The 24,661-nt window shown below is 67.5% G+C and carries 25 protein-coding genes; 15 read left to right on the top strand and 10 right to left on the bottom strand.

All coding sequences use genetic code 11. The annotated features are described in order from the left end of the window. The first annotated feature begins 7 nt into the window (after positions 1-7). Complete coding sequence (gene msrA / locus EYE40_RS06850; RefSeq protein ID WP_130981253.1) at positions 8-535, top strand: peptide-methionine (S)-S-oxide reductase MsrA; 528 nt, start codon at positions 8-10, stop codon at positions 533-535. On the opposite strand, the gene EYE40_RS06845 is transcribed toward msrA, so the two are convergent. From EYE40_RS06845 to EYE40_RS06830, 4 genes are read right to left on the bottom strand one after another with little or no spacing between them, the layout of a single operon-like run. Then, entirely contained in the window at positions 536-1,189 is a 654-nt protein-coding gene (locus EYE40_RS06845) for a response regulator (RefSeq protein ID WP_130981252.1), read from the bottom strand. After that, a complete protein-coding gene (locus tag EYE40_RS06840; RefSeq protein ID WP_130981251.1) occupies positions 1,182-3,431 on the bottom strand; it encodes a PAS domain-containing hybrid sensor histidine kinase/response regulator in 2,250 nt (749 codons plus the stop codon). The genes EYE40_RS06845 and EYE40_RS06840 overlap by 8 nt, the downstream gene beginning before the upstream one ends. After that, entirely contained in the window at positions 3,428-3,799 is a 372-nt protein-coding gene (locus tag EYE40_RS06835) for a response regulator (protein ID WP_130981250.1), read from the bottom strand. Before EYE40_RS06835 ends, EYE40_RS06840 begins: the two co-directional genes overlap by 4 nt. An 11-nt stretch (positions 3,800-3,810) precedes the next feature. Beyond that, positions 3,811-5,205, bottom strand: a complete 1,395-nt coding sequence (locus tag EYE40_RS06830) for a hypothetical protein (protein WP_130981249.1) — start codon at positions 5,203-5,205, stop codon at positions 3,811-3,813. 363 nt (positions 5,206-5,568) lie between these two features. Between EYE40_RS06830 and EYE40_RS06825 the strand changes: the two genes are divergently transcribed. The 8 genes from EYE40_RS06825 to EYE40_RS06790 all read left to right on the top strand — a co-directional run bounded on the left by EYE40_RS06825 (position 5,569) and on the right by EYE40_RS06790 (position 11,790). Beyond that, a complete protein-coding gene (locus tag EYE40_RS06825) occupies positions 5,569-5,781 on the top strand; it encodes a methyltransferase (RefSeq protein ID WP_130981248.1) in 213 nt (70 codons plus the stop codon). Between the two features lie 177 nt (positions 5,782-5,958). Then, positions 5,959-6,453, top strand: a complete 495-nt coding sequence (ssb, locus tag EYE40_RS06820) for a single-stranded DNA-binding protein (RefSeq protein WP_130981247.1) — start codon at positions 5,959-5,961, stop codon at positions 6,451-6,453. A gap of 58 nt (positions 6,454-6,511) precedes the next feature. Then, positions 6,512-6,997 carry a DUF6993 domain-containing protein gene (locus EYE40_RS06815; RefSeq protein WP_130981246.1) on the top strand — a complete coding sequence of 162 codons (486 nt, stop codon included), beginning with the start codon at positions 6,512-6,514 and terminating at the stop codon, positions 6,995-6,997. Between the two features lie 47 nt (positions 6,998-7,044). Continuing rightward, positions 7,045-8,727 (top strand): energy-dependent translational throttle protein EttA, encoded by a 1,683-nt coding sequence (gene ettA / locus EYE40_RS06810; RefSeq protein ID WP_130981245.1) that lies wholly within the window; start codon positions 7,045-7,047, stop codon positions 8,725-8,727. An 8-nt stretch (positions 8,728-8,735) separates the two neighbouring features. Beyond that, the gene (locus EYE40_RS06805; protein ID WP_130981244.1) at positions 8,736-9,275 is read left to right on the top strand and encodes an MOSC domain-containing protein; all 540 of its coding nucleotides are present in this window, start codon (positions 8,736-8,738) and stop codon (positions 9,273-9,275) included. Between the two features lie 9 nt (positions 9,276-9,284). Continuing rightward, complete coding sequence (locus EYE40_RS06800; RefSeq protein ID WP_130981243.1) at positions 9,285-9,761, top strand: acyl-CoA thioesterase; 477 nt, start codon at positions 9,285-9,287, stop codon at positions 9,759-9,761. A gap of 2 nt (positions 9,762-9,763) precedes the next feature. Then, positions 9,764-10,402, top strand: a complete 639-nt coding sequence (locus EYE40_RS06795) for an alpha/beta hydrolase (RefSeq protein WP_204742220.1) — start codon at positions 9,764-9,766, stop codon at positions 10,400-10,402. Between the two features lie 38 nt (positions 10,403-10,440). Beyond that, a complete protein-coding gene (locus EYE40_RS06790) occupies positions 10,441-11,790 on the top strand; it encodes a DUF222 domain-containing protein (RefSeq protein WP_130981242.1) in 1,350 nt (449 codons plus the stop codon). Positions 11,791-11,940: 150 nt separating this feature from the next. On the opposite strand, the gene EYE40_RS06785 is transcribed toward EYE40_RS06790, so the two are convergent. Together EYE40_RS06785 and EYE40_RS06780 are read right to left on the bottom strand one after the other, a co-directional pair. Beyond that, on the bottom strand, positions 11,941-12,699 hold the full coding sequence (locus EYE40_RS06785; RefSeq protein WP_161972357.1) for an oxygenase MpaB family protein: 759 nt from the start codon (positions 12,697-12,699) through the stop codon (positions 11,941-11,943). A gap of 193 nt (positions 12,700-12,892) precedes the next feature. Continuing rightward, the gene (locus tag EYE40_RS06780; protein ID WP_193554489.1) at positions 12,893-13,762 is read right to left on the bottom strand and encodes an acyl-CoA thioesterase; all 870 of its coding nucleotides are present in this window, start codon (positions 13,760-13,762) and stop codon (positions 12,893-12,895) included. A gap of 21 nt (positions 13,763-13,783) precedes the next feature. Here EYE40_RS06780 and EYE40_RS06775 point away from each other — a divergent pair, with 21 nt between their 5' ends. Both EYE40_RS06775 and EYE40_RS06770 read left to right on the top strand, forming a co-directional pair. After that, positions 13,784-14,506, top strand: coding sequence for a DUF8185 domain-containing protein (locus EYE40_RS06775; protein WP_130981240.1), 723 nt, complete (start codon positions 13,784-13,786; stop codon positions 14,504-14,506). Positions 14,507-14,585: 79 nt separating this feature from the next. Beyond that, entirely contained in the window at positions 14,586-15,860 is a 1,275-nt protein-coding gene (locus EYE40_RS06770; protein ID WP_161972356.1) for an MFS transporter, read from the top strand. Here EYE40_RS06770 and EYE40_RS06765 read toward each other — a convergent pair. Genes EYE40_RS06765 through EYE40_RS06755 form a run of 3 tightly spaced genes read right to left on the bottom strand, consistent with a single transcriptional unit; the run spans position 15,857 to position 18,757 of the window. Beyond that, positions 15,857-16,432, bottom strand: coding sequence for a DUF2510 domain-containing protein (locus EYE40_RS06765; RefSeq protein WP_130981238.1), 576 nt, complete (start codon positions 16,430-16,432; stop codon positions 15,857-15,859). The genes EYE40_RS06770 and EYE40_RS06765 overlap by 4 nt on opposite strands. Further along, complete coding sequence (locus tag EYE40_RS06760; protein ID WP_130981237.1) at positions 16,429-17,058, bottom strand: DUF2510 domain-containing protein; 630 nt, start codon at positions 17,056-17,058, stop codon at positions 16,429-16,431. The genes EYE40_RS06765 and EYE40_RS06760 overlap by 4 nt, the downstream gene beginning before the upstream one ends. Positions 17,059-17,092: 34 nt before the next feature. Continuing rightward, a complete protein-coding gene (locus EYE40_RS06755; RefSeq protein WP_130981236.1) occupies positions 17,093-18,757 on the bottom strand; it encodes an FAD-binding dehydrogenase in 1,665 nt (554 codons plus the stop codon). A gap of 210 nt (positions 18,758-18,967) precedes the next feature. Here EYE40_RS06755 and pdhA point away from each other — a divergent pair, with 210 nt between their 5' ends. Genes pdhA through EYE40_RS06740 form a run of 3 tightly spaced genes read left to right on the top strand, consistent with a single transcriptional unit; the run spans position 18,968 to position 22,388 of the window. Next, entirely contained in the window at positions 18,968-20,107 is a 1,140-nt protein-coding gene (pdhA, locus tag EYE40_RS06750; RefSeq protein ID WP_130981235.1) for a pyruvate dehydrogenase (acetyl-transferring) E1 component subunit alpha, read from the top strand. Further along, entirely contained in the window at positions 20,104-21,108 is a 1,005-nt protein-coding gene (locus EYE40_RS06745; RefSeq protein ID WP_130981234.1) for an alpha-ketoacid dehydrogenase subunit beta, read from the top strand. Before pdhA ends, EYE40_RS06745 begins: the two co-directional genes overlap by 4 nt. Further along, positions 21,105-22,388, top strand: a complete 1,284-nt coding sequence (locus EYE40_RS06740; RefSeq protein ID WP_130981233.1) for a dihydrolipoamide acetyltransferase family protein — start codon at positions 21,105-21,107, stop codon at positions 22,386-22,388. Before EYE40_RS06745 ends, EYE40_RS06740 begins: the two co-directional genes overlap by 4 nt. A gap of 9 nt (positions 22,389-22,397) precedes the next feature. On the opposite strand, the gene EYE40_RS06735 is transcribed toward EYE40_RS06740, so the two are convergent. After that, entirely contained in the window at positions 22,398-22,976 is a 579-nt protein-coding gene (locus EYE40_RS06735; RefSeq protein ID WP_193554488.1) for an SACE_7040 family transcriptional regulator, read from the bottom strand. Positions 22,977-23,075: 99 nt separating this feature from the next. Here EYE40_RS06735 and EYE40_RS06730 point away from each other — a divergent pair, with 99 nt between their 5' ends. After that, on the top strand, positions 23,076-24,659 hold the full coding sequence (locus EYE40_RS06730; RefSeq protein ID WP_130981231.1) for a carboxyl transferase domain-containing protein: 1,584 nt from the start codon (positions 23,076-23,078) through the stop codon (positions 24,657-24,659). Positions 24,660-24,661 lie beyond the last annotated feature (2 nt).

The following is a 24,661-nucleotide window of genomic DNA, read 5'->3' as shown; positions in this document are numbered from 1 at the left end:
TTCTGCAATGACCACTTTTGTTCTCGCGGGCGGTTGCTTCTGGTGCCTCGATGCCGTCTATCGCACGTTGCGCGGCGTCTCGGCCGTTGTTTCCGGCTACACCGGCGGGCTCACGGCCTTTCCCGATTACGAGTCGGTGTGCACCGGGATGACGGGTCACGCCGAAGCCGTTGCCGTCACGTTCGACCCCACGGTCATTCCGGAGGACGTCATCCTCGATGTCTTCTTCAGCCTGCACGACCCGCGGCAACTCAACCGCCAGGGCAACGACCGCGGTACCCAATATCGCTCTGCGATGTTCTATTCGGATGACGCCCAGCGGCTCCTGTTCGAGGCCGCTCGGAACCGGGCGTCTGATGCGTGGGACGGTGGCGTGGTCACGACCATTGAGACCCTTCCGCGCTGGTACGAGGCCGAGGGCTACCACCAGGACTTCTTCGCCAAGAACCCGGGTCAGGGCTACTGTATGGCCGTGGCGCTGCCGAAGGTCGTGAAGATCCGCAAGTCCTATGCGGAGTACGTGCTGTCGAGCTGACTACTTGACGGAGACCCGGCCCTGCTGCCACAACTGGACTGCGGCGACCCGTGGATTCGACCTCTCGTCGTCGGCGACTCCGAGGGATGTGTACAGCCGGGCAAGCATCGTCTCTGCGGCGCGCGTGGTGGTGCCGCGGTGTTCGGCCACAGCCCGGGTCGAGGCTCCGTGGGCGAGAAGCCGAAGCACGTCTGCCTGGGCGGCCGTGACGAGAATGGTTCCACCGGTGGTCATGCCCCGTGGAGAGGCGCCGTCATCGTCGCCCGAGATGGAGAGCATCACGGCCGAGGCGAGGTCGTCGATGCCTGCCAGCTTGGACTTCACCAAGTAGACCACGCCCGTGGGCAGGTCGGCGGCGTCGTCGACGGCGAGTTCGGGGGAGGCGTGGGAGGTGAGGACCACGATTCCGATCCAGGGGTATTCGGCGCGCACCCGCCTGAGAAGCGCAACGCCCGATTCGCCCGGGCCGAAGTTGAGGTCGCTGACGAGTGCGTGCGGTTCTGTGGAATCGACGAGCTGCCACGCCCCCTCGGTCGTGGTAGCCGTTGCCACCCCGAAGCCCTTCGCGCTGAGCCCGCCGGCGACGAGGGAGATGGTGAAGGCGTCGTCGTCGGCGACGACGACGCGTAGCTGGCGCCCCGCCTGCTCAGACATCCGTGTTCCCTTCGAGCGCCGTCGCGAGCGCCGTGAGCAGCTGCACGGTAGTGAACGGTTTGGAGAGAAAGGCGCCCAGAGGAATGCTGCCTGTGATGTCGATGCCGGCGTTCCCCGACGACATGACAACGGGGATGCGAGGGAATTCCTCGCCAAGACGCTCGACAAGAGCCGGGCCGTCCATCACCGGCATGGTGACGTCAGTCAGCACCAGCGCCACGGCGCCGCCGCGTGAGCGGATGAAGTCGAGTGCCTGTTCGCCGGAACTTGCCACGGCGCTCGTGTAGCCGAACTCCTCGAGCGTCTGGCGCGTGAGGTGCCGGATTGCCGCCTCGTCGTCTACGACGAGCACCAGTTGCCCGGCTCCGCGCTTGAGCTCGACGGGCTCGGCGCGGCTGTCGCCGGCAACGCCTTCCGACGCAGCGGACCCGGCACTCGGCAACGAGATGCGGAAGACGGATCCTTCGCCCGGAACGCTCTCCACCTCGAGGCGACCACCGTGGCTCTCAACGATGGCCGCTGATGTAGCGAGTCCAAGGCCGGTCCCATCGCCGACGGCCTTCGTGGTGAAGAACGGCTCGAAGATGCGAGCGAGGGTGTCCGGGTCAATGCCTGTGCCGGAGTCCTGCACCGTAATCACCACGTGGGCCGCAGCGGTATCGGGGTCCACGGCGTTCTGAGCGGCGATCGTCAGGATCCCACCGCGGAGCATGGCATCCCGTGCGTTGGTGGCGAGGTTGACCAGCACCTGCAGAAGCTGGGTCGGGTCGCCGGTGACCGCGTCGAGTTCGGGCGGCGTCTCCGTGACGACGGTGATGTTGCGCGGCATCACTTCTCTCGCGAAGGAGCCCACGTCGTCGACGATCCGCAGAACATCGATGCTCACCTTCTGCCCCTCGACGCCGCGGGCGAAGGAGAGTACCTGTCGGATCATCGCCGCTCCTCGTTTCACGCTCGCCTCGATGATGCCGAGGATAGCCGTGCGGTCCGGGTCGGTCTCCTCTCGCGCGAGCATCTGCACCGACATGAGCATCGGCGCGAGGATGTTGTTGAGGTCGTGCGCGATTCCGCCGGAGAGGGTTCCCAGACTCTCCATACGCTGGTCGCGCTGGCGGATGGCGTCATCCCGCTTTCGCTCGGTGATGTCCGAGTTGACCGCGAAGATGCTCTCCGGCGCGCCGGAGGCGTCGCGCACGAGGGACCAGCGGCAGTCGGCGACAAGCGTGGCGCCCGAGCGGCGGATCTGCTCGAGTTCGCCCGACCAGTGACCGTGCTCGATGGTGTGCGCCGTTGCCGCGTCGAAGGCGGCAGTGTCGGTGTAGAGGACGCCGCGAATCGACTTGCCCAGCACCTCAGCCGCTGTCCAGCCATAGATCTCCTCGGCAGCGCGGTTCCAGTACTGCACCGAGTGGTCCATGCCACGCACCAGGATCGCGTCGCGGGCGACGTCGAGAAGTGCGGCTTGCGAAACGAGTCGCTTCTCCGATTCGAGGATGTGACGGCGCGTGATCTCCTCGTCGGTGACGTCTCGCACATAGACCGCGAGCCCGTCATCGACCGGGTAGACCGTGGCCTCGAGCCATGCGTCCAGCGACACGAACCTGTCCCGCACCGTGACGGTGACCCGCTCCGCAACGGCTTTGCGGTAGGCGATGCCGAACTCCGATCCATTCATCTCGGGGAACAGGTCCCAGACGGAGTTGCCGAGCAACTCCTTCTCGGAGAGCTGGGCGATGCGTTCACCGGGCGGGTTCACCCATGTGAAGTTCCAGTCGTGATCAAAGAAGTAGACGCCGTCCGTGATGCCATTCAGCGCTGTGCTGAGCCGTTTCTCGAGCATCCGGCCTGAACGCTCGAGGCGCTCCAGCTCGTCGACGTCGCGAGCCATGCCGATCACTGCGACCACCGCGCCCTCGTGCCGGATCGGGTAGTTGGTCACGTCGGCGTGGAATGTCGATCCGTCCCGGCGTACACCCGCGGCGCGGAAGTGAGTGAGCTGTCCGCCGCACGCACGATCGAACTCGTCTGCGACGCGTGTGTCATCAGGTTCCGCGACCGTCGGACGGAAGTCGGTGCCCCGAAGCTCGTCCCACGAACAGCCCAGGCGCTTGAGCAGGGCGTCATTCGCAAAGACGAAGGTGCCGTCGGTGTCGAGCACGAAGATCGGGTCGGGGCTGCTTTCGACGAGAGCCTCGAATCCGGCGGCGCGCACGATGGACATCAAGGACTCGGACGTCGTCATCTGCTCGCCCGACGGCTGAGGAGCGAATCGACGGCATCAAGGAACAGCTCGAGCTCGATCGGCTTGGCCAGAAAGGTTATTCCGGGCGCCAGCGGCGAGCGCGAGTCCCCGCTGATCACGAGCACCTCGGGGGAGTCGTCCAGTTCGTCGATCGCCGCGAGAGTGTCAAGCAGAGACAGGCCCGGCATGTGCGCGTCGGTGATGAGCAGGTCCGCTTGATGGCGAGCCGATGCATCCACCGCAGTCGTGCCGTCGACGGCCTCGACGACCTGGATTCCCCTCTGTGAAAGGGCCCTCCGCATGACCATGCGGATGAGCGCGTCATCATCGGCGACTATCACTGTCACCCCAGCTGTGCTGTGTGTCATCACGGGTGAGTCTACGGTGCCGGTTCGACGACACCACTGGCGACCAGCGCGTCGAGGTCTCGAGAGACGGATTCCAGATGCGCGATGACCGACTCCGAGACGATGGTCGAGCGCTCGGATTGCGGTCCCGGTCGCTCCTCGGCGTGGAAGGTCAGGGCCATCACGCAAGCCGCCAGGCGACCCTGCAGCGGACCGTGCAACACGTCGGCGAGGCTGGCTCGAACGCGATCGACGCGACTCGCCATGGACTCCTCGAGTTGTCTCGCCTCGTCGACGAGCCGCACCGTTTCCCTCTCGGTATTGATGTTCGCCGATGCGAGCCCCATCGCAGTACTGATGGCGAGCGCGCTCGCCGTGACGCCCGGAAGGAGGGTTCCCGCGAGTATCCAGTCATAGGTGTCGAGCTGGCCGAAGTTGATGTAGACGAGCAGAAGCGACCCGGCTATGCCTGCGAGCAGGGTTGCGGCAACGAGGAACGCCACCGAGTGGGCTTGGCTGCGGCGGGCGATCCGCTCCTGCACCACCATCAGGCTGATCAGCACGACCGTCGTGAAGAACACGCAGAGCAGGCCCTCTGCCACGTCCGGCAGCCCCTCCGCGAGGAGGGCGTTCGGCACGATCACCGCGGTCAGGGCAATACCGGTGAGGACTCCGGAGAATACGGGTCGTTCACGCTCAAAACTCACGGCAGCGCCCAACAGTGTCGTCTCTTCGGGGGGCGCTGACGGTCCGGGGGAAGCCGCGGAGCCCTCGGCGATTATCGAGTCCGCGTCGCGGGAGATCGCGGCGATGCGGTTACCGATCGCTCGGTACATAGCCGGCTCCAGTCGCGGGCCGGCCATGGCTAGCGAGTGCGAGATATCCGAGATGGCCGGCGCGACGGCGTCCCGGATCGCGCTGACGAGGCGCGCGCTGAGCTCGCCGGTGGACTGGCGCGAGCGACGGAGAGCGTCATCCCGAAGCTCGCGGGCGGCGGTATGGGCGACGAGCAGTCCACGCCGGAAGTCGAGCTGGGCTGCCGTGTAGCCGAAGACCGGAATCCAGACCAGGCAGATGGAGATCCAGAATGTGATGCGAATCAGGAACTCGCCCTCCCCGTCGCCGAGGGCGATGCAGACGAGACCGCCGACCACGCCTCTGGCGATCCCCACAGCGATCCACATGCCAACCAGCAGTTCGATCGGGATGACGCTCCACCGCCGCCGCGCTGTAGCGACGATCGCCTGTGCGACGAGTGCCGCGCAGAGATGCTGGGCGACGGCCGATGCAATCAGCAGGGACGGGGTCGGCACCCCACGAGTGGACTCCTGCAGCAGGACGAGAAGTGATGCAGGGGGGAATAGCGCCAGCGAGCCGGACGCGGTCGAGGCCCAACGGCCACCGAGAGCATCACGGAGATCGAGCATTCTGTCACACCCCTCTTCCGCTGCGGCAACCACGGCTCGCGTCATCCACGCCGTGCTGCGAATCGTACGCGCCCACCCGGAAAAAGATTCGGCCCCACCAGTCCTAACCCGAATAGGAATGGTGGGGCCGTGAAGCGAACTGTCTTCGAAGATTCCCTAACCCCCGGGTATCCCTAGCGCCGAAGTTGCAGCCGCTGGTGTATCTGGATTCAGTGTGTCGCAGGGGACAGCCTCGCGCAAACGGTTGCAGCCTGCCATGTTCGCTGTGCGAACAGAACGGTCTACCAGTGAGAATTCCCCGCGCTACTGGCGTCGGGGCGGCGGGGGTCGTAATGTCGAAAAGTACGCGAAAGGAGCTCAACGATGAGCGACACAACACTGGAACTTCACACCTGGGTGGCCTTCGGGCCGGCGGGAGCACTCGGTTCGATCCACAGCACGAGCGAGGGCTTCGCCGTCAAACTACTGGCCGATTCGGAGTGGAGCGCACCGTTCCCCTCCCTAGAGGTGGCCAAGAGCGCGTTCTACGCGCGGCTGGTTCCCGGCTCGGACTGGCCGGAGTTCAAGGAGCACTAGCCCTCCTGTCCTTCAACGGCTCACAAACGCCGGTCGTCTCCACAGATGGAGACGGCCGGCGTTTTCGCGTTTCTCCGCGGCGCAGGATATTGCGCAGCAGGTCCCGCGGCGGCTTTCCCGGCACGAGTGCTCTCGCGGGACCTGCGCTCACCGCACTTCTACCCACAGGAGGACCCCATGACCGACACCATCACGCTCACCGGCCTCGTCGCCACCGAGCCCCGCCACCTGACCACGAGCGAGGGGCTGCCCATCGCCTCGTTCCGCCTCGCATCGACCCAGCGGCGGTACGACCGCGCCAAGCAGACCTGGCTCGACGGCGAGACCAACTGGTACACGATCACCGCGTTCCGCCAGCTCGCGAGCAACGCCACCCTGTCCATCAAGAAGGGCGAGCGGGTGATCGTCACGGGCCGCCTGCGCATCAAGGAATGGACCAATGGCGAACGCACCGGCACCACCGTCGATATCGAAGCGGAGGCGATCGGTCACGACCTCACCTGGGGCACAGCCGCCTACGTGCGCAGCGTCTCCATGGCGACTGTCACGAGCGCGCACCAGGCGTCGGAGCCGCCGGCGTCCGATGAATTCCCGGTAGGTGCGGCAGAGGATGACGCTCCCGCCGCCGCCGACGCACCCGCGGCCGAGCCGGTGGGCGCCGTGCCGTTCTAGCCGCCTAGACTTTCACCGGGGCCGCGACGGGCTCCGGGAAACCTGGGGGCGGCACGGCATGAAGCGGATCTCGACTCGCGGCATGATGGCGACGGCGATGCTGGCTGCCGTTGTGCTTTCTGCCGTGCTCGCCGGCTGCACGACCGAGCCCGAGCCGGCGCCACTGCCTCCGGTAACGTCACCATCGCCGTCCAGCTCGGCAGAGGGTACCGCCGACCCCGGGTACAACCCCGCGGGCGACGCGCGAGACAACAAGCAGTACTTCGACACGGTCAACCGCGCCGTCATCGCGCTCGACAAGACCCCGGGCGGCAAGAAGTTCATCGATAACCTCGTGAAGGCCGGATTCGTGAAGGCCGACATGCAGGTCACCGAAGACCTCACGGCGGTCGAGCTCGTGGCCGACAACATCCAGTTCTCGGTTCTGCTCGGAGGCGCCTGCCTCGTCGGACAGTACGGCAACGTCGGCTACCAGAGCGTTGTGCAGCCGGTGCTCACCTCGGGCAAGTGCATGGTGGGAAAGACCCGCGACATCGACTGGTAGCAATCGGGGCGGCGAGCGTGGGGCATCCACTTCTCTAGAATGGATGCATGGCCGAATACATTTACTCGATGGTGCGCGCCCGCAAAGCGGTCGGCGACAAGCTCATTCTCGACGACGTCACCATGTCCTTCCTTCCGGGCGCCAAGATCGGCGTCGTCGGACCCAACGGTGCCGGAAAGTCCACGATCCTCAAGATCATGGCCGGCCTCGACACCCCGAGCAACGGTGAAGCCCGTCTGAGCCCCGGCTACTCGGTCGGAATCCTCATGCAGGAGCCCGAACTCGACGAGACCAAAACCGTTCTCGAGAACGTGCAGGATGGCGTGCGCGCCATCAAGGACAAGGTCGACCGCCACTCGGCGATCGGCATGGAGATGGCCGAGCCCGACGCCGACTTCGACGCACTGCTCGCCGAGATGGGCACCCTCCAGGAAGAGATCGACGCCGCAGACGCCTGGGACCTCGACTCCCAGCTCGAGCAGGCCATGGACGCATTGCGCACGCCCCCGGGCGACTCCGCCGTCTCCAACCTCTCCGGTGGTGAGAAGCGCCGCGTCGCGCTCACGAAGCTGCTGTTGCAGAAGCCCGACCTCCTGCTGCTCGACGAGCCCACCAACCACCTTGACGCCGAATCCGTGCTCTGGCTCGAGCAGCACTTGGCCAAGTACGCGGGCGCCGTTCTCGCCGTCACTCACGACCGGTACTTCCTTGACCACGTCGCGGAATGGATCGCCGAAGTCGACCGTGGACACCTGTACCCCTACGAGGGCAACTACTCGACCTACCTCGAGAAGAAGTCGGCCCGCCTCGAGGTGCAGGGCAAGAAGGACGCCAAGCTGGCCAAGCGACTCACCTCCGAACTGGAATGGGTACGCAGCAACGCCAAGGGGCGCCAGGTCAAGTCGAAGGCACGTCTCGCCCGCTACGAGGAGATGGTCAACGAGGCCGAGAAGACCCGCGTTCTCGACTTCGAGGAGCTCGTGATCCCCGTGGGACCGCGCCTCGGAGCCCAGGTCATCGACGCCAAGAACCTCAAGAAGGGCTTCGGCGAGCGTGTGCTCATCGACGGCCTCTCCTTCACCCTGCCGCGCAACGGCATCGTCGGCGTGATCGGTCCGAACGGTGTCGGAAAGACGACCCTGTTCAAGACGATCACCGGCCTCGAGCCGCTCGACTCGGGCGACCTCAAGATCGGTGAGACGGTCGACATCTCCTACGTCGACCAGGATCGTGGCGGCATCGACCCGCAGAAGACGCTGTGGGAGGTCGTGTCCGAAGGGCAGGACTTCATCCAGGTCGGCAAGACCGAGATCCCGTCGCGAGGATACGTCAGCCAGTTCGGATTCAAGGGTCCCGACCAGCAGAAGAAGGCCGGTGTGCTCTCCGGTGGTGAGCGCAACCGCCTCAACCTCGCGCTGACGCTCAAGCAGGGCGGAAACCTCCTCCTGCTGGATGAGCCGACCAACGACCTGGACGTCGAGACACTCGGCTCGCTCGAGAACGCCCTCCTCGAATTTCCCGGCTGCGCCGTGGTGATCACTCACGATAGGTGGTTCCTCGACCGGATCGCCACGCACATCCTCTCTTATGAGGGGACCGAGGATGACCCGTCGAACTGGTACTGGTTTGAGGGCAACTTCGAGTCTTACGAGGAGAACAAGATCGAGCGCCTCGGCCCCGACGCGGCCAAGCCGCACCGCAGCGCCTACCGCAAGCTCACGCGCGACTAGGCCTCCGGATGCCCCGCGTCGTCGCCGTGAGCCGTGATGCGGCACACCGATTCTCGAAGCCCGTCGTCGATCAGATCGTGCTCGTCGCGGGGATCGGAATCGAGGGTGACGCGCACGCGGGCGAAACCGTGCAGCACCTGTCGCGCAAGCGGGTCGATCCGTCGGCGCCGAACCTGCGGCAGGTGCACGTCATCCATTCGGAGCTGTTCGAGGAGGTCGGCGAACACGGCTTTACCGTCGCGCCCGGCGACATGGGGGAGAACATCACCACAAGCGGAGTCGACCTGCTGACCCTGCCGACCGGGACCGTGCTGCAGTTCGGAGACGACGCCTCGATCGAGATCACGGGGCTGCGCAACCCCTGCTCGCAGATCAATGGATTCGAGCCCGGGCTGCTCAAGGCCGTGCTCGGCAAGGACGAGAACGGCGTCGTCGAGCGCAAAGGCGGCGTGATGTCGATTGTTCTGTCGTCGGGCGCGGTCCGTGCTGGCGACGAGATCACCGTGATGCTGCCGCCCGAACCGCGAACCCCACTCCAGCCCGTCTAGAGGACAGCCATGACCCGCCTGCACGTGCCCATCCCGCTCCGCTGGAGCGACTTCGACGCCTACGCGCACGTCAACAACGCCGAGATGCTGCGGTTGCTCGAGGAGGCGCGCATCCAGGCCTTCTGGCGGCCCGACGAGGGCACCGGACCCGGCGCGGACACCGCCATCATGGACGCCCGGCCCGGCGCCGAGGCCCTAGCCCTGATCGCGCGTCAGGAGATCGAGTATCTCGCCCCGATCCCGTACATGCGGGCTCCGATCGACATCGAGATGTGGATCGGGCGCATCGGAGGCGCGAGCCTCGAGATCTGCTACGAGCTGTACTCGCCGGTCGGTGTGGTGCCGCGTGTGCTGTTCACCCGCGCCGCGACCACCCTCGTGATGGTGACCGCGGCGACCGGCAAACCGCGCCGCATAGAGCAGAACCTGCGAGACGCCTGGTCGCCGTACATCGAAGAACCGGTGCAGTTCGCCAAGCGAGGCTGACCGTGGACATCGCCCTCATCGCGAGCCCCCTGCTGGGGAGCGCGTCGTGGGAGCCGGTGGCCGCGCTGCTGCCGGGCGCGCAGGTTGTCTCTGCCGAGACTCCACCGGCCACGGGCATCGCCTACGCGCAGCAGGTGCTCGACGCGCTGCCGGACGACCGGCAGTGGGTGCTTGTGGCGCACAGCAACGCGGGTGCGGTCATCCCGTATGTGGCATCGCGCCGTTCGGTTGCGGCCCTGGTCTTCGTCGATGCGATCCTGCCGCCGCCCGTGGGGGAGCAGCCGCTTGCGGCGCCCGGGTTCATGCCGTTTCTGGCGTCGCTCGCCTCATCGGGGGAGTTGCCGGTGTGGACGTCGTGGTGGGATTCCGTTGCTTCGCTGTTTCCCTCCGCTGCGGTTCAGTCCGCCGTCTCTGACCAACAGTTGCGGTTGCCGCTTTCGTACTTTCAGTCGACCATGGACGTGCCGGCCGGTTGGGATGCCGTGCCCTGCTTCTACGTCGCATTTGGCGACACCTACGCTTCCGAGCGGGCAGATGCCTCGGCTCGCGGCTGGGATGTGACCATCCTCGACGGGGCGCACCTGCACCAACTCGTGGATCCCGCTGCGGTCGCATCGGTGATTCGCCGGGCTTGTGGATAAGTTGCTCGAACATGTGTTCGAAGGTTCAGTATTGATGTATGAATCTTTTGGAGCAGCACGGCACGATTGTCACGGCGCTTTCTGCCGTGCCTCGGTCGTACTCTTCTGTTCTGGATGACGATCTGCTTGCCCTCGGTCGCGTCGTTGCCTCCCTTCAGAAACTTGCTTCCACGCACGCGGCGTTGATTGCCGGTGAGGTTGCGCGCCGGTCGGCTCCGGCGCTCGGGTCTTCGGGGTTGGCGCAGCGCACCGGGCATCGCACGCCGGAGGAGCTGGTGCGGGTCACGACCGGGTCGACGAAACGGGATGCGCGGACGGCCGTGCAGATCGGTGTCCTCGCCACGGACTCGACGGTGGAGCCGTGGCTCGCCCCTGTCGCCTCGGCAGTCACCGCGGGGACGCTGTCTATTGATGCGGCGGCCGCTATTCGCACCGGGCTGGGCGTTCCCACCACCGATATCACCGCCGCGGTGCTTGCCGAGGCGGCTGCCGGGCTGTGCGAGGTGGCCCCGTCCGTGGATGCCGACCGGTTGCAGCGTCTCGCCCGGGATGCGCGGGATGCGCTCGATGAGGACGGCATCGCTGACCGGGAGGCTGCCGCCCACGCGCGGCGGTCGTTGACGTTTTGGCGCACCCCCGATGGTGGTGCACAACTGCGCTGGGTCATGGATCCCGAGACCGCAGCCACCGTCGGCGACCTCTTCGATCGGGCCACCTCCCCTCGGCGTGGTGGTCCCCGGTTCGTGAACCCGACCGACGCGACCCTGGCCGAGGCGATCACCGCCGATACCCGCACAACGGAGCAACTCGCCTCAGACACCTTCGCCCACCTCCTCACCGCCGGCGCCGACACCGACTCCACCCAGCTTCTTGGGTCGGGTGGGCCTGTGGTGAAGATTCTCGTGGCCGCTGACACCCTCACCGCACGCGAGGGTCATGCCCGGATCGAAGGCTCACCGACGCCGGTGTCAGTGCAGACGGCGGAACGTTTGGCGTGCACCGGGGTCACCGTCCCGATCCTTTTCGACAGCGCCGGGCAGATCCTCGACCTCGGACGGGACCAGAGACTGTTCACCAAACGACAAAAACAGGCCCTCGCCGCCCGGGACGGTGGCTGCATGTGGCTCGGCTGCGACCGACCCGCCTGCTGGACCGAAGCCCACCACATCGACCACTGGGTAAGAGACGGAGGCACAACCGACATCGCCGACGGCATCCTGCTCTGCAAACACCACCACCTGCTGCTCCACAACAACCACTGGGAGATCCTCCGCACCGGGCCCGAATACCGGCTGGTTCCACCCCCGGACATCGACCCCGACCAGACCCCCATCCTGCTGCGCTCCAAAAGCGCCGCCCTCACCGAACTCTTAGCCAAAGCCCGATGAACGGCACCAACCTGCCCGGCAGTCACCCGGCGTATCGGCGACAGGTAACAGCGTCGCGGCGTAGGGCCGGCGGCACTCGTCTCGGTGTTGCCGGGCGACACGCTCCTGTCTGCGCCGGCGCAGCAGCTACGGTGCACGCCGACGCCGCAGCTACCTCGCGCGCAGGCGCCGCAGATAGTGACGCGACGGCCACTCCCGAAGAATGCGAGGCGCGAGACGGACGGCGACCCGGGCGACCGCCCAGGCCACGCTCGCTCGGCGTTCGCGCGCGGGTGACCACGGCAGCGCAAAGGCCGCGCGGAGATCAGGGCCGAGCAGTGAGGCGGTCAGCAGCGCGACGAACGGCAGACCCGCGCGCAGCCACGGTGGCGCGACCACCGGATGAAACAGGTCGCGCGCCACCTGGCGGGCGTCATCGCTCACCTCGAGCTCAGTCGCGAGCTTTGCGAACCACGGATCGAACTCCGCGCGGCTCGCGGGCCAATCCGCGAGGGGCACCTGCAGGCTGGTGGCGAGCGGAGCGTAGCGGGCGAGGATCGCGTCGGCTAGCGAATCGGTGCCGTCTGTATCCACAGGACCGTAGAGCTTCTCGTGCACGACAATCGCGGAGTCGTAGAGCGTCGCGGCGACCCAGAGCTGATGCGGGGGATCCGTCGCGCCCGGGATGCCCTGGTGTGCGCGGTCCACATAGCCGGCCACGCGGGTGGCCTCATCCGGAGTGCCGAGCACCACCGCGTAGACGAAGGTGAGGGTGTTGCGCAGGCGGTCCAAAGGCCGATGCGCGAAGTCGCTGTGTTGGGCGACTCCCGCGCCGACTACTGGATCCGCGACCTGAAGGAGGATCGCCCGAGCACCACCCGCGATGAGGGCACCGTTCCGCGCGAAGGTCTCGACCGGGTCTCGTCTCACGACTCCGACGATAGCCGGGAACCAAGCGCGGCTCGTCCGCCGCCAGTGCGACAACCGGCCCACACTGTCGAGCCCTGCGGATCGAGTCGCTCCGCTGCAAACCAGCAGACCAGCAGACCAGCAAACCAGCAAGCGAGCCAGCGAGCCAGCGGGCACGGCAGCCAGGCAACCGAACATTAGGCGCCCGAACAGCTCAGCCCTGCGGCACCCGCACCATACCCTCCTGGGCGACCGAGGCGACGAGAACGCCTTCGCGGGTGAATATGCGCCCCTGCGAGAGGCCGCGTCCACCGATCGCGTTCGGGGACTCCTGCACGTAGAGGAGCCAATCATCCACCCGGGCGAACCGATGGAACCACATCGCGTGGTCGAGCGACGCAGCCTTCAGGCCCGGGGTGCTCCACGCGAGACCGTGCCCGCGCATGATCGGCTCGAGGATGGAGTAGTCGCTCGCGTAGGCGAGAGCGGCACGGTGGAGGTTCGGGTCATCCGGGAGCTTCGAGAGCGTCTTGAACCAGACCGCTTGGTGCGGAACGTGCGGACCCTCCACGGCGAAGTAGATCGGCGAGGGCACGTGACGCAGGTCGAACGGACGACCCGTCGCCCAGAACGTGGCCACCGGGTGGTCGATTCCCGCCAGGACCTCGGTCGTGCTCGGCAGGGACTCGGGCGCGGGGATATCGGACGGCATCGCGACCTGGTGGTCGAGACCGTTATCCACATCCTGGAAAGAGGCGATCATCGACAGGATCGGCAGGCCGCCCTGGTACGCCTGCGTGCGCCTGGTCGCGAACGAGCGCCCGTCATGGATGCGGTCCACCGAGAAGGTGATCGGCGCATCGATATCACCCGGGCGCAGGAAGTAGCCGTGCATCGAGTGCACAAAGCGCTGCTCGTCGATGGTGCGCATCGCGGCCACGAGCGACTGCGCGAGCACCTGCCCGCCGAAGACACGACCCTGTGGCATCCACTGGCTGGGCCCCGTGAAGATGTCTTCGCTGGTGCGCGCACCCGTATCGGTCAGGTCGAGGGCGGCAAGAAGCCCGCTCACAGGGTCGCTCATGCCCTGTAGTTTAGAACGGACATGAGTAGCGCGTTCACCCTTCAGGACTCCCTTTCGCTCAGCGACCTCAGAACCTTCGTCGCGCGCGCCGGCCGAGTCGAAGACGGGTCGGTTCGACTCATCGCCACCAACGGTGTGCTTGCCGTCTACGCGGCGGTGCTCTACCCGTCCGGACTGCTCGACGAGAGCCCCACCGTGCTGGGCCTGCGCACCTTCGCGATCGTCGACGACGCCGATTCCGCGCCGACCGTCTTCGATGCCGTCGTTCCGGTCGGATCCCTGCTGGGCCGCCTCGAACGACTCGAAGGCGAGGTGCGGGATGCCGCGGCGCCCGTCACCGTCACCCTCCCCATGCAGGTGCACACCGTCACCTGGGCGGCGATCTCCCCACCGCGTGGCGGGTGGACCCCGCTCGCGCCGCTGCCGAGCGACGTGCTCGACGCGTCCGCCCGCGCCGGAATCGAGGAGATCGCCACAGCGATCCCCACCGGCACGGGGGAGCAGATCGTGCACCGCGTGCGCTCCGAGGTCTGGGCGCGACCGATCGCCGGCCACCAGCACGTTCCCGCCGGAGCGGCCTTCGCCGCCTTCGGTCTGGGCTTCCTCGCTACTCCGGCACCGAACGCTGCGCCGGACGCCGAGCCGGAGACTGTCCGCGTCTACGAGACCGGCCCCTGGACCCGCCTATCGACCAAGCGGGGTCACGTGCTCGTCAAGCGTCGCGCCTGGTCGCTCGCCCAGTGATCACAACGCACACAGCACGCCCCGCGGAGACGCGGGCGGCTCGACGGGACAGCGCGCGCGTCCCGTCCACCACCACCCCGTGACCCGCCGCGATTCGCTCGGCCGGTCCTTCCGCGGGCTCTGGTTCGCGACCGGGGCGGCGAACCTCGGCGACGGGGTTGTGCTGTTCGCACTTCCGCTGCTCGCGATCGCGGCCGGTGCGAGTGATGGACTTGTCGCCCTCGTAACGACCCTCGCCACGCTGGCCTGGCCCCTCTTCGGCATTCACGGCGGCTGGCTGGTCGACCATCTCGGGGCGCGGCGCATCCTGTTCTGGGCGAATTCGGTGAGAGGCGTGTACCTGGTCGGTCTCGCCGTCGCCATGCTGTTCGGTGAGCTCGAGTTCTGGGTGGTCGCCGTCGCTGCGGTGCTCTACGGTGTGGCCGAGGTGCTCGTCGATACGAGTCTTGTCTCCGCCGTGCCCGGCACCGTGCGGATGAGGCACCGCGGCCGAGCCAACGCGAGGATCGAAGCGACGATCACGGTATCCAACGAGTTCGCGGGCGCCCCGCTCGGCGGGCTACTCATCTCGCTCGGTCACGTCTTCGCAGTTGGTGCGGGCGGAGTGCTCTACCTGCTCGCCCTCGTCGGGATCGCCTTCGTGCGACCCGCGAGCGAGCGGCCAGGCACGGCTCCGATCCCCGTCACCGAACCCGACCGCCGCGTGCGAGCCGGCATGAGTTTCCTCTGGGCGAGCGCGACGCTGCGCTGGCTGACCCTCATCAACGCGGGCATGAATCTCGTCTGGGGCATGTTCATGTCGGTCATCGTGCTCTACGTGGTGCGTCCGGGACCGCTCGACGCGAGCGCGTTCGCCTACGGTTTCGTCTTCACCGGGATGGCGGTCGGCGGACTCCTCGCGAGCCTCGCCTACGGCTGGCTGCGCAAGCGCGTCGGCGTATCCGTGCTGCTCGGCATCGATACCATCGGCACCCTCATCCTCGTGCTTGCCCCCGCGCTCGGGGTGGATTACGTGCTGCTCCTGGTCTCCGGCGCGGTCGCCGCGGCGGGGAGCAGCGTGTGGCGCATCCTGAACTCGGGCATCCGCCAGCACCTCGTGCCGGACTACCTGCTCGGGCGGGTGTACTCGGCATCCCGGGTCATCAGCTGGGGAGCCCTGCCCATCGGTTCCGCCCTGGCCGGGCTACTGGTGACCGTGAGCGGGCTGAACAGCGTGTTCGTGGTCGCGAGCTGCATCGCGGGCGCGATGATCGTGGCATTCGTAGTGCTGGCGTTCGTGCATCCGCTCAGGAATGCGGACGGGCACAACAATGCCAACGGGCACGACGACGCCAACGCGCACGACTCGGACTAGACGCCCGGGAGGTTGTCCACCGCGTAGATGCTGGCAGCGACGACGATGCCGATGAACGCGATAAATGACAGCGCCATGTAGACGATCGCGATCCACAGGGTCGCGAAACCCTTTCCGGTGCGACGGCGGGTGACGACCGCGCGTCCGATCAGGTAGACCGGGGTCGGCAGGAACGCGAACGCCCAGTGGAACGGCTTCGGCACACCCGAGTCGCGCAGCGTGCGCCAATCGAAGTAGGCGAGGGCGACGGTGACGCCGTACAGGATCCAGCTGATGACGCCGGTGACGAGGTCGACCATGGCGAACTCACCCGTGGTCGCTCCCGACGCGGAGCTCTCGAAGTAGCCGGGGATGACGAGCGGTACCCCGCTGAGCAACGTGCGCACGGCGAGCAGTCCGACGATCGCCCAGATCCAGTTGTTGTAGGCGGGGGTGCCGACCGGTGCGGCGAGCGTCTGCGGCGCGAGCGTGTAGGGCGTCTCGTAGCTCTCTGTCCACTGCGTGCCATCCCACCAGCGACTGCGGCCGGATCCTGCGGGATCGGGGTACCAGCCCGCGATGACGGTGCTCAACTGAAGCCGTTGCTGATCGAGGTGATGAGGGCGACGGTCGAGACAACCCACACGATGACCACGATGACGCAGGCGACGACGTAACCGACGGAGACCCAGAGCGGCAGCATGCCGCTGCCGATGCGGCGCTTGAGCACGATCGAGCGACCGACGAGGTAGACGAGCGAGGAGATGAACGCGAACGCCCAGTGGAACGGCGACGCGATGCCGCGGGCCTTGAGCTCCTTGTGGTCGAAGAAGGCGAGAGCCACGGTGCCCCAGTAGGCGATGAAGCTCACCCCGAGCATCAGGAAGTAGCCGGGCGTGAAGATGGCGAACGGGTCGTTGACGGAGTACGCCGAGGCGAGCACGTAGCCCTGGAAGTCGAAGGTCACGAGGGACAGGAACGAGACGGCGAGCAGGCCGATGATGATCCAGAGCCACAGGGTGTACGGACCGCTGCCGGTGGACGTAACGGGGGCGGTGATGGTCGCGGAACCCACGGCCGCGGGGCTCGCATCGACGGGCGCCGAGGGGTCGTGATAGTGCTCGGTCCAGGCCGTGCCATCCCACCAGCGGCTCTTCGGGGCTCCGGAGGGATCGGGGTACCAGCCCTCCGGGGTGGTGGGTGTTCCATCGATGCTCATGGTGCTGCTCCCTCGCTAGTGGTCCGAGGAAAGCTTAGTTGAGCGTCGTATCGCCCAGCCCCGCGACAGCCCGACCCGCCTGACGACCGCTGAAGATGCAGCCGCCGAGGAACGTGCCCTCGAGCGAGCGGTATCCATGCACGCCGCCACCTCCGAAGCCGCTCGCTTCGCCGGCCGCGTACAGTCCGGGAATGGGCGAGCCCGTGGCATCCAGAGCCTGTCCGGAAAGGTTCGTCTCGATGCCGCCGAGGCTCTTGCGGGTGAGCACGTGCAGCTTCACCGCGATGAGCGGGCCGGCCGACGGGTCCTCGAGCTTGTGCGGGGGAGCGACGCGAATGAGCTTGTCGCCCCGGTAGTGCCGCGCCTGTCGAATCGCGTTGATCTGCGAGTCCTTGGAGAAGTCGTTGTCGAGCTCGCGGTCGCGCCCCTCGACCTCGAGCCGCACCCGCGCGAAGTCGATTTCGACGTCGGGGCTGAGCGCCCGCATGCCTTCGAAGAGCTTCTCGAGCGTGTCGGCCACCACGAAGTCAGCACCCTTCGCCTTGAACGCCTCGACCGGCTCGGTCGCGCCCTTGCCGAGCCGCTGGCGCAGCAGCTCGCGCACGCTCTTGCCGGTCAGATCGGGGTTCTGCTCGCTGCCCGAGAGCGCGAACTCCTTCTCGATGATCTTCTGGGTGAGGATGAACCAGGAGTGGTCGTGCCCCGTCGTGCGCAGGTGCTCGAGCGTGCCGAGCGTGTCGAATCCGGGGAACAGCGGAACGGGCAGGCGCGTGCCGGTCGCGTCCAGCCACAGGCTCGAGGGACCAGGCAGGATGCGAATGCCGTGGCTCGCCCACACCGGGTCGAAGTTGGTGATGCCCTCGACGTAGTGCCACATTCGATCGCCGTTGATGAGGTTCGCCCCGGCCTGCTCGGAGATGCCGAGCATCCGTCCGTCGACGTGCGCGGGCACACCGCTCAGCATGTGCTTCGGCGGCTCGCCCATGCGCGCCGGCCACTGCTTGCGCACCTGCTCGTGGTTGCCGCCGATACCGCCGCTGGTCACGATGACCGCGCCGGCCTCGAGTTCGAAGTCTCCCGTCATCTCGCGGTTGCTGGCCGCACCGCGCCCCGCGTTATCAGGGGCGAGGATGGCGCCGCGCGCTCCCACCACGGCGCCTCCGCGCGTCACGAGTCCGTCGACGCGGTGCCGGAACTTCAGGGTCACGAGGCCCCTCTCAACCCCCTCGCGCACGATGCGCTCGAAGGGCGCGACCACGCCGGGACCGGTGCCCCAGGTGATGTGGAAGCGGGGCACGGAGTTGCCGTGCCCGTTCGCGCCGTAGCCGCCGCGCTCCGCCCAGCCGACGACGGGGAAGAAGCTCACGCCCCTCTCACGAAGCCACGACCGCTTCTCGGTGGCCGCGAACTGCAGGTAGGCCTCCGCCCACTGGCGCGGCCAGTTGTCCTCGGGGCGGTCGAAGCCGGCCGACCCGAACCAGTCCTGCCGGGCCAGTTCGAACGAGTCTTTGATGCCCATCCGCCGCTGCTCGGGGGAGTCGATGAGGAACAGCCCGCCGAACGACCACCACGCTTGCCCGCCGAAGCTCGCCTCGGGCTCCTGCTCGAGCACGGTGACCCGCTTGCCGGCGGCCACGAGCTCCGCTGTGGCGACGAGCCCGGAGAGTCCCGCTCCGATGACTATGGCGTCTGAGGTCATCCGTAACTCCTTCGTCCTGAATGGTGCTCCGATAGTAGTGGGTCGAGTGACCCACTCACGCAAATGCTTGCTTCTGGGTGATGCGCTCGGTAGCGTCGCCAGTATCCGGGCAACGTCGCCCGGTCGACCAGAGGCTACAAACCGAGGTCGTCGATCACCCCTCGCTGCGTGTGCAACCCACCCGGGCGAGGACGGATCAAGGAGACACCGATGCGCGAAACCGTATCCGCTGACAACGAGCTCGCTGAACTTCTCGGCCCCGACTGGGTGCCGGTTCAGTTGCTGACACCGGATGGGGACCGAGTCGCCCATCCCGACTACGACCCCTGGATCGCCGACCTGACCGACGACGACCTCGTAGCCCTCTACGAAGACCTCGTCGTCGTGCGCCGCATCGACACCGAGGCGACAGCCCTGCAGCGCCAAGGCGAGTTGGGCCTGTGGCCGCCGCTGCTCGGTCAGGAGGCCGCCCAGATCGGCTCGGCCCGTGCCCTTCGGGATGACGACTTTGTCTTCACCAGCTACCGCGAGAACGCCGTCGCCTACTGCCGCGGAGTCGAGATCGCCGAGCTGATGCCGGTCTGGCGAGGCACCGCCCTCTCCGGCTGGAATCCGTTCGACGTGGGTATGGCCACCCCCGCCGTGATCATCGGCGCGCAGGCGCTGCACGCCACCGGCTACGCGCTCGGCTGCCAGAAGGACGGCGTCGACTCGGTCGCGATCGCCTACTTCGGCGACGGGGCGACCAGCCAGGGCGACGTCAACGAGGCGATGATCTTCGCCGCGAGCTTCCACGCCCCGGTGATCTTCTTCTGCCAGAACAACCAGTGGGCGATCTCCGAGCCGGTCGGGCTGCAGGCGGCCCGTCCGATCGCGGGGCGCGCTCCGGCCTTCGGCATCCCCTCGATGCGCGTGGACGGCAACGACGTGCTTGCCGTGATGGCGGCGACTCGCATCGCCCTCGACCGCGCCCGCAATGGCGGCGGCCCGATGTTTATCGAGGCTGTGACGTACCGCATGGGGCCGCACACGACGTCGGATGATCCGGGTCGGTATGAGAACCCCGCTGAGAAGGCCGAGTGGGCCGCGAAGGATCCGGTGGATCGACTCGAGCGGCTGCTCGCGGCAGCCGGGCTGCTGACCGACGGGGTGCGGGAGCGCGTTGCATCCCGGGCTGCTGCGGTCGCCGCAGAACTGCGTGCGGGATGCCTCGGGCTCGCGGATCCCGAACCGCTCACCGTCTTCGATTACGTGTACGCCACGGGTGACCCGGAGCTCGAGCGACAGCGCAGCCAGTACTCGGCGTACCTGCGTTTATTCGACGCAGGCCAGTTCGGGGATGCGTCATGACGACCCTGACTCTTGCCAAGGCGCTCGGACTCGGCCTGCGCCGTGCCCTCGAGGACGACCCGCGCGTCGTGATCATGGGGGAGGACGTCGGCACGCTCGGCGGGGTGTTCCGCGTCACGGACGGGCTGCAGGCCGACTTCGGCGCGGACCGGGTCATGGACATGCCGCTCGCGGAGTCGGGGATCATCGGCACGGCGGTAGGGCTCGCGTTCCGCGGGTATCGGCCGGTGTGCGAGATTCAGTTCGACGGATTCATTTACCCCGGCTTCGACCAGATCGTGGCGCAGGTCGCGAAGCTGCACTACCGCACGGCGGGGAACGTGCGGATGCCGATCACCATTCGTGTGCCCTTCGGTGGCGGCATCGGGGCGGTCGAACACCACTCGGAGTCGCCCGAGGCCTACTTCACCCACACCTCGGGGCTGCGCGTCGTCGCCTGCTCGAACCCGCAGGACGGCTACTCGATGCTGCGGCAGGCGATCGCGTCGGATGACCCCGTGCTGTTCTTCGAGCCGAAGCGGCGCTACTGGGTGAAAGGCGAAGTGGACGAGACGCTCGACCTGCCGCTACACGCCGCCCGCGTAGTCTTGCCCGGCACCGACGTGACCCTCGTGACCTACGGACCGCTGGTATCGACCGCACTGGATGCCGCGGCCGCAGCCCTCGCCGATGGAATCTCGATCGAGGTCATCGACCTGCGCTCGCTGTCCCCGGTCGACTTCGCGACCGTCGAGGCCTCGGTGCGGCGCACCGGCCGACTCGTCATCACGCATGAGGCTGCCCAGTTCGGCGGTGTCGGTGCCGAGCTTGCCGCAGTCATCACCGAGCGCTGCTTCGAGCACCTCGAGGCGGCGCCCGCCCGGGTGACCGGCTTCGATACGCCGTATCCGGCGGCGAAGCTCGAGGAGCACTTCCTGCCCGACCTCGACCGGATCCTCGACGCCGTCGACCGCGTGCTGGGCCGCCAGAATTCACTGACGGGATGGGTGGCAAGCGCATGAGCGTCCGCGACTTCAAACTGCCCGACCTCGGGGAGGGACTCACCGAATCCGAGCTCGTCGGCTGGCGGGTTGCGGTCGGCGACCCGATCGAGCTCAACCAGGTGATCGCCGAGGTGGAGACGGCCAAGGCACTCGTCGAGCTGCCGTCTCCGTTCGCGGGGGTTGTGGCGCGACTATACGGGGAGCCCGGCGAGACGATCCAGGTGGGGGCGCCGCTGATGTCGGTCGAGGTGGAGTCTGTCGAGGAGGCTGCGGAGCCGGCCCGGGCGGAGCGCACACCTGTTCTCGTTGGCTATGGGCCGACCGTCGGGGATGGGTCTGCGCCGAAGCGGAAGGCACGTGGTGGAGTTGCGGACGGTGCCGGCGCCGACTCGGCCGTGGTCTCCACGCGATCGACCGGCTCTGCCGGGGAGACACCACGTTCCACGCCGCCGGTGCGCAAGCTGGCCGCGAGCCTCGGCGTCGATCTCGCGTCCGTTGTCGGCAGCGGCAGCGACGGCCTGATCACGCGGGGGGATGTGGAGCGCGCGGCATCCGGCGCCACTGTCTCTGAGCCAGCTCGCCCTTCAACAAGCTCGGGGACCGACCGGCGCACCCCCATCTCCGGCGTGCGCAAGCTGACCGCCGAGGCGATGGTCGCGAGTGCGTTCACCGCCCCGCACGTGACGGTGTTCCTCGACGTGGATGTCACGCGCAGCGTGCGGCTCGTCGAGAGGCTACGCGAGACTCCTGAATTCTCAGAACGCCGGCTGAACCTGCTGGTGATCGTGGCGCGCGCCGTCACGCTGGCGCTCGGCAACCACCCTTCGCTGAATGCGCGATGGGATGCCGCAGCTCACGAGATCGTCGAACTCGGGTCGATCACCCTCGGCATCGCGGCCGCAACGCCGCGCGGACTGATGGTGCCCAACCTCAAGCGGACGGAGCAGCTCCGGCTCCCCGAACTCGCCGACGCGCTCGCCGGTCTCGTCGCGACGGCCCGAGCCGGGCGCACGAGCCCCGCGGATCTCACCGGCGGCAGCTTCACCATCTCCAACGTGGGGGTGTTCGGCGTGGACGCCGGAACCCCGATCCTCAACCCGGGGGAGGCGGGCATCCTCGCCCTCGGCGCGGTGCGCAAGCGGCCGTGGGAGCACCGGGGCAAGGTGAAGCTCCGCGACGTGATGACCCTCAGCTTGTCGTTCGACCACCGGGTCGTCGACGGGGAGCAGGGATCCCGCTTCCTGGCCGAGGTCGGTGCGATCCTCGAGGAGCCGGGGACGGCGCTCGCGAGGATCTAACTCGCCGCGCTAACTGCTCAGCGCCGCGAGCGCCATCGCCGTGAGCAGCGCGCGCACCGAGGGGCGAGCCGCGCTTCGGGCACTGTGCGGCGTCGAATTGATGAGGCCGAAGGTCGCGCGCGCGCGGATGCGCAGGTCGGTACGGGGAACACCCGGGTGCAGCTCCGCGAGCACGTCCACCCAGGCGTCGATATACGTGCGCTGCAGGCGTCGCACGGCCTCGTTGTCGTCCTCGGTGAGGCTCGCGAGGTCGCGATCCTGCACCACGATGACGTCGGGATTGGAGAGCGCGAACTCCACGTGGAAGGCTACGAGCTCCTCGAGCGCCGTCCGCGCATCCGGTGCCGAGTTGATCACGCGCCGCCCACCCTCGACGAGCCCCTCGCTGACCTCGATGAGCAGTGCGGCCAGCACAGCCTGCTTGCCAGCGAAGTGCCGATAGACGGCCGGTCCGCTCACGCCGGCGGCCGCGCCGAGATCCTCGAGAGAGACTCGGGGAAACCCGCGCTCGGCGTAGAGGCGCGCCGCGGCATCCAGCAACGACTGCCGACGATCTGCCTTGGCGAGGCTGCGGGCCGTGGGTTCCATGACCACAGTCTAGACATTCCGGTTAACCGCGACTAACCTGAATCCCAGTTAGTCACCACTAACCCACCTGCAGCAGGCCACAAGCCGGGAGCACAGTCGATGAAGACTCTGAGTACAACGCGCGGTGCGACGTTCGAGAGAAACGACGCAGACCAGCGGATGCTCGTGTCCGAGCTGCGCGAGAGACTCGCCCGCACCGCACTCGGGGGCACCGCGGCCTCCCGCGAGCGTCACGTTGCGCGCGGCAAACTGCTCCCGCGGGAACGCATCGACGAGTTGCTGGACGACGGCAGCCCGTTCCTCGAGATCGCCCCGCTCGCCGCCAACGGGCTCTACGGCGACGAGGTTCCCGCTGCGGGCGTCATCGCCGGAATCGGTCTGGTGCACGGCCGCCACGTACTCGTGATCTCGAACGATGCGACCACCAAGGGCGGCACCTACTTTCCGCTCACGGTGAAGAAGCACCTGCGCGCACAGGAGATCGCCTTCGAGAACCGCCTGCCGTGCATCTACCTCGTCGACTCCGGCGGCGCGTTCCTGCCGCGGCAGGACGAGGTCTTCGCCGATCGGGACCACTTCGGCCGCATCTTCTTCAACCAGGCGCGCATGTCGGCGGCGGGGATCCCGCAGATCGCGTCCGTGATGGGCTCCTGCACGGCGGGCGGCGCCTACGTTCCGGCAATGAGTGACGAAACGATCATCGTGCGCGGACGGGGCACGATCTTCCTCGGCGGGCCACCGCTGGTGAAGGCCGCGATCGGCGAGATCGTGACCGCCGAGGAGCTGGGCGGCGGCGAGGTGCACGCACGGGTGTCCGGGGTGACCGACCACCTGGCCGAGAACGACCGCCATGCGCTGCAGCTGGTGCGGGACATCGTGGAGACGCTGCCGAAGGCGATAGAGGCGCCGTGGAGCGTCATCCCGAGTCGTGAACCGCTGGCCGATGAGGGCGAGCTCTACGGGGTCGTGCCGACGGACGTGCAGGAGGCGTACGACGTGCGCGAGGTGATCGCGCGGCTGGTCGACGCGAGCGAATTCCACGAGTTCAAGAAGGAGTACGGCGCGACCCTCGTCACCGGCTTCGCGCGGCTGCACGGGCACCCGATCGGTATCGTCGCGAACAACGGCGTGCTGTTCAGCGAGTCGGCCACCAAGGGCGCGCACTTCATCGAACTGTGCGACCAGCGGGGGATTCCGCTGGTCTTCCTGCAGAACATCTCCGGTTTTATGGTCGGGCGCGACTATGAGGCCGGCGGCATCGCCAAGCACGGCGCCAAGATGGTGACCGCCGTGGCGACCACGCGCGTGCCCAAGCTCACCGTCGTGATCGGCGGCTCGTTCGGTGCCGGCAACTACTCGATGTGCGGCCGCGCATACTCGCCGCGCTTCCTCTGGATGTGGCCGGCCGCCCGCATCTCGGTCATGGGCGGACCGCAGGCGGCGTCGGTGCTGAGCACGGTCAAGCAGGGCGCCAGCGAGTGGACCGTTGACGAGAAGACCGCATTCGAAGCGCCCATCCGCGAGCAGTTCGAGACCCAGGGCAACCCGTACTACTCGACCGCCCGTCTCTGGGACGACGGCATCATCGACCCCGCCGACACCCGCACGGTGCTCGGGCTCGCCCTTGACGTGTGCGCGGGAGCGCCGCTCCCCGAGCCGGGCTTCGGCCTGTTCCGGATGTGACG

This window comes from Glaciihabitans arcticus (assembly GCF_004310685.1).
Taxonomy (GTDB): Bacteria; Actinomycetota; Actinomycetes; order Actinomycetales; family Microbacteriaceae; genus Conyzicola; species Conyzicola arctica.
This window is presented reverse-complemented; position numbering and strand designations above follow the sequence as displayed.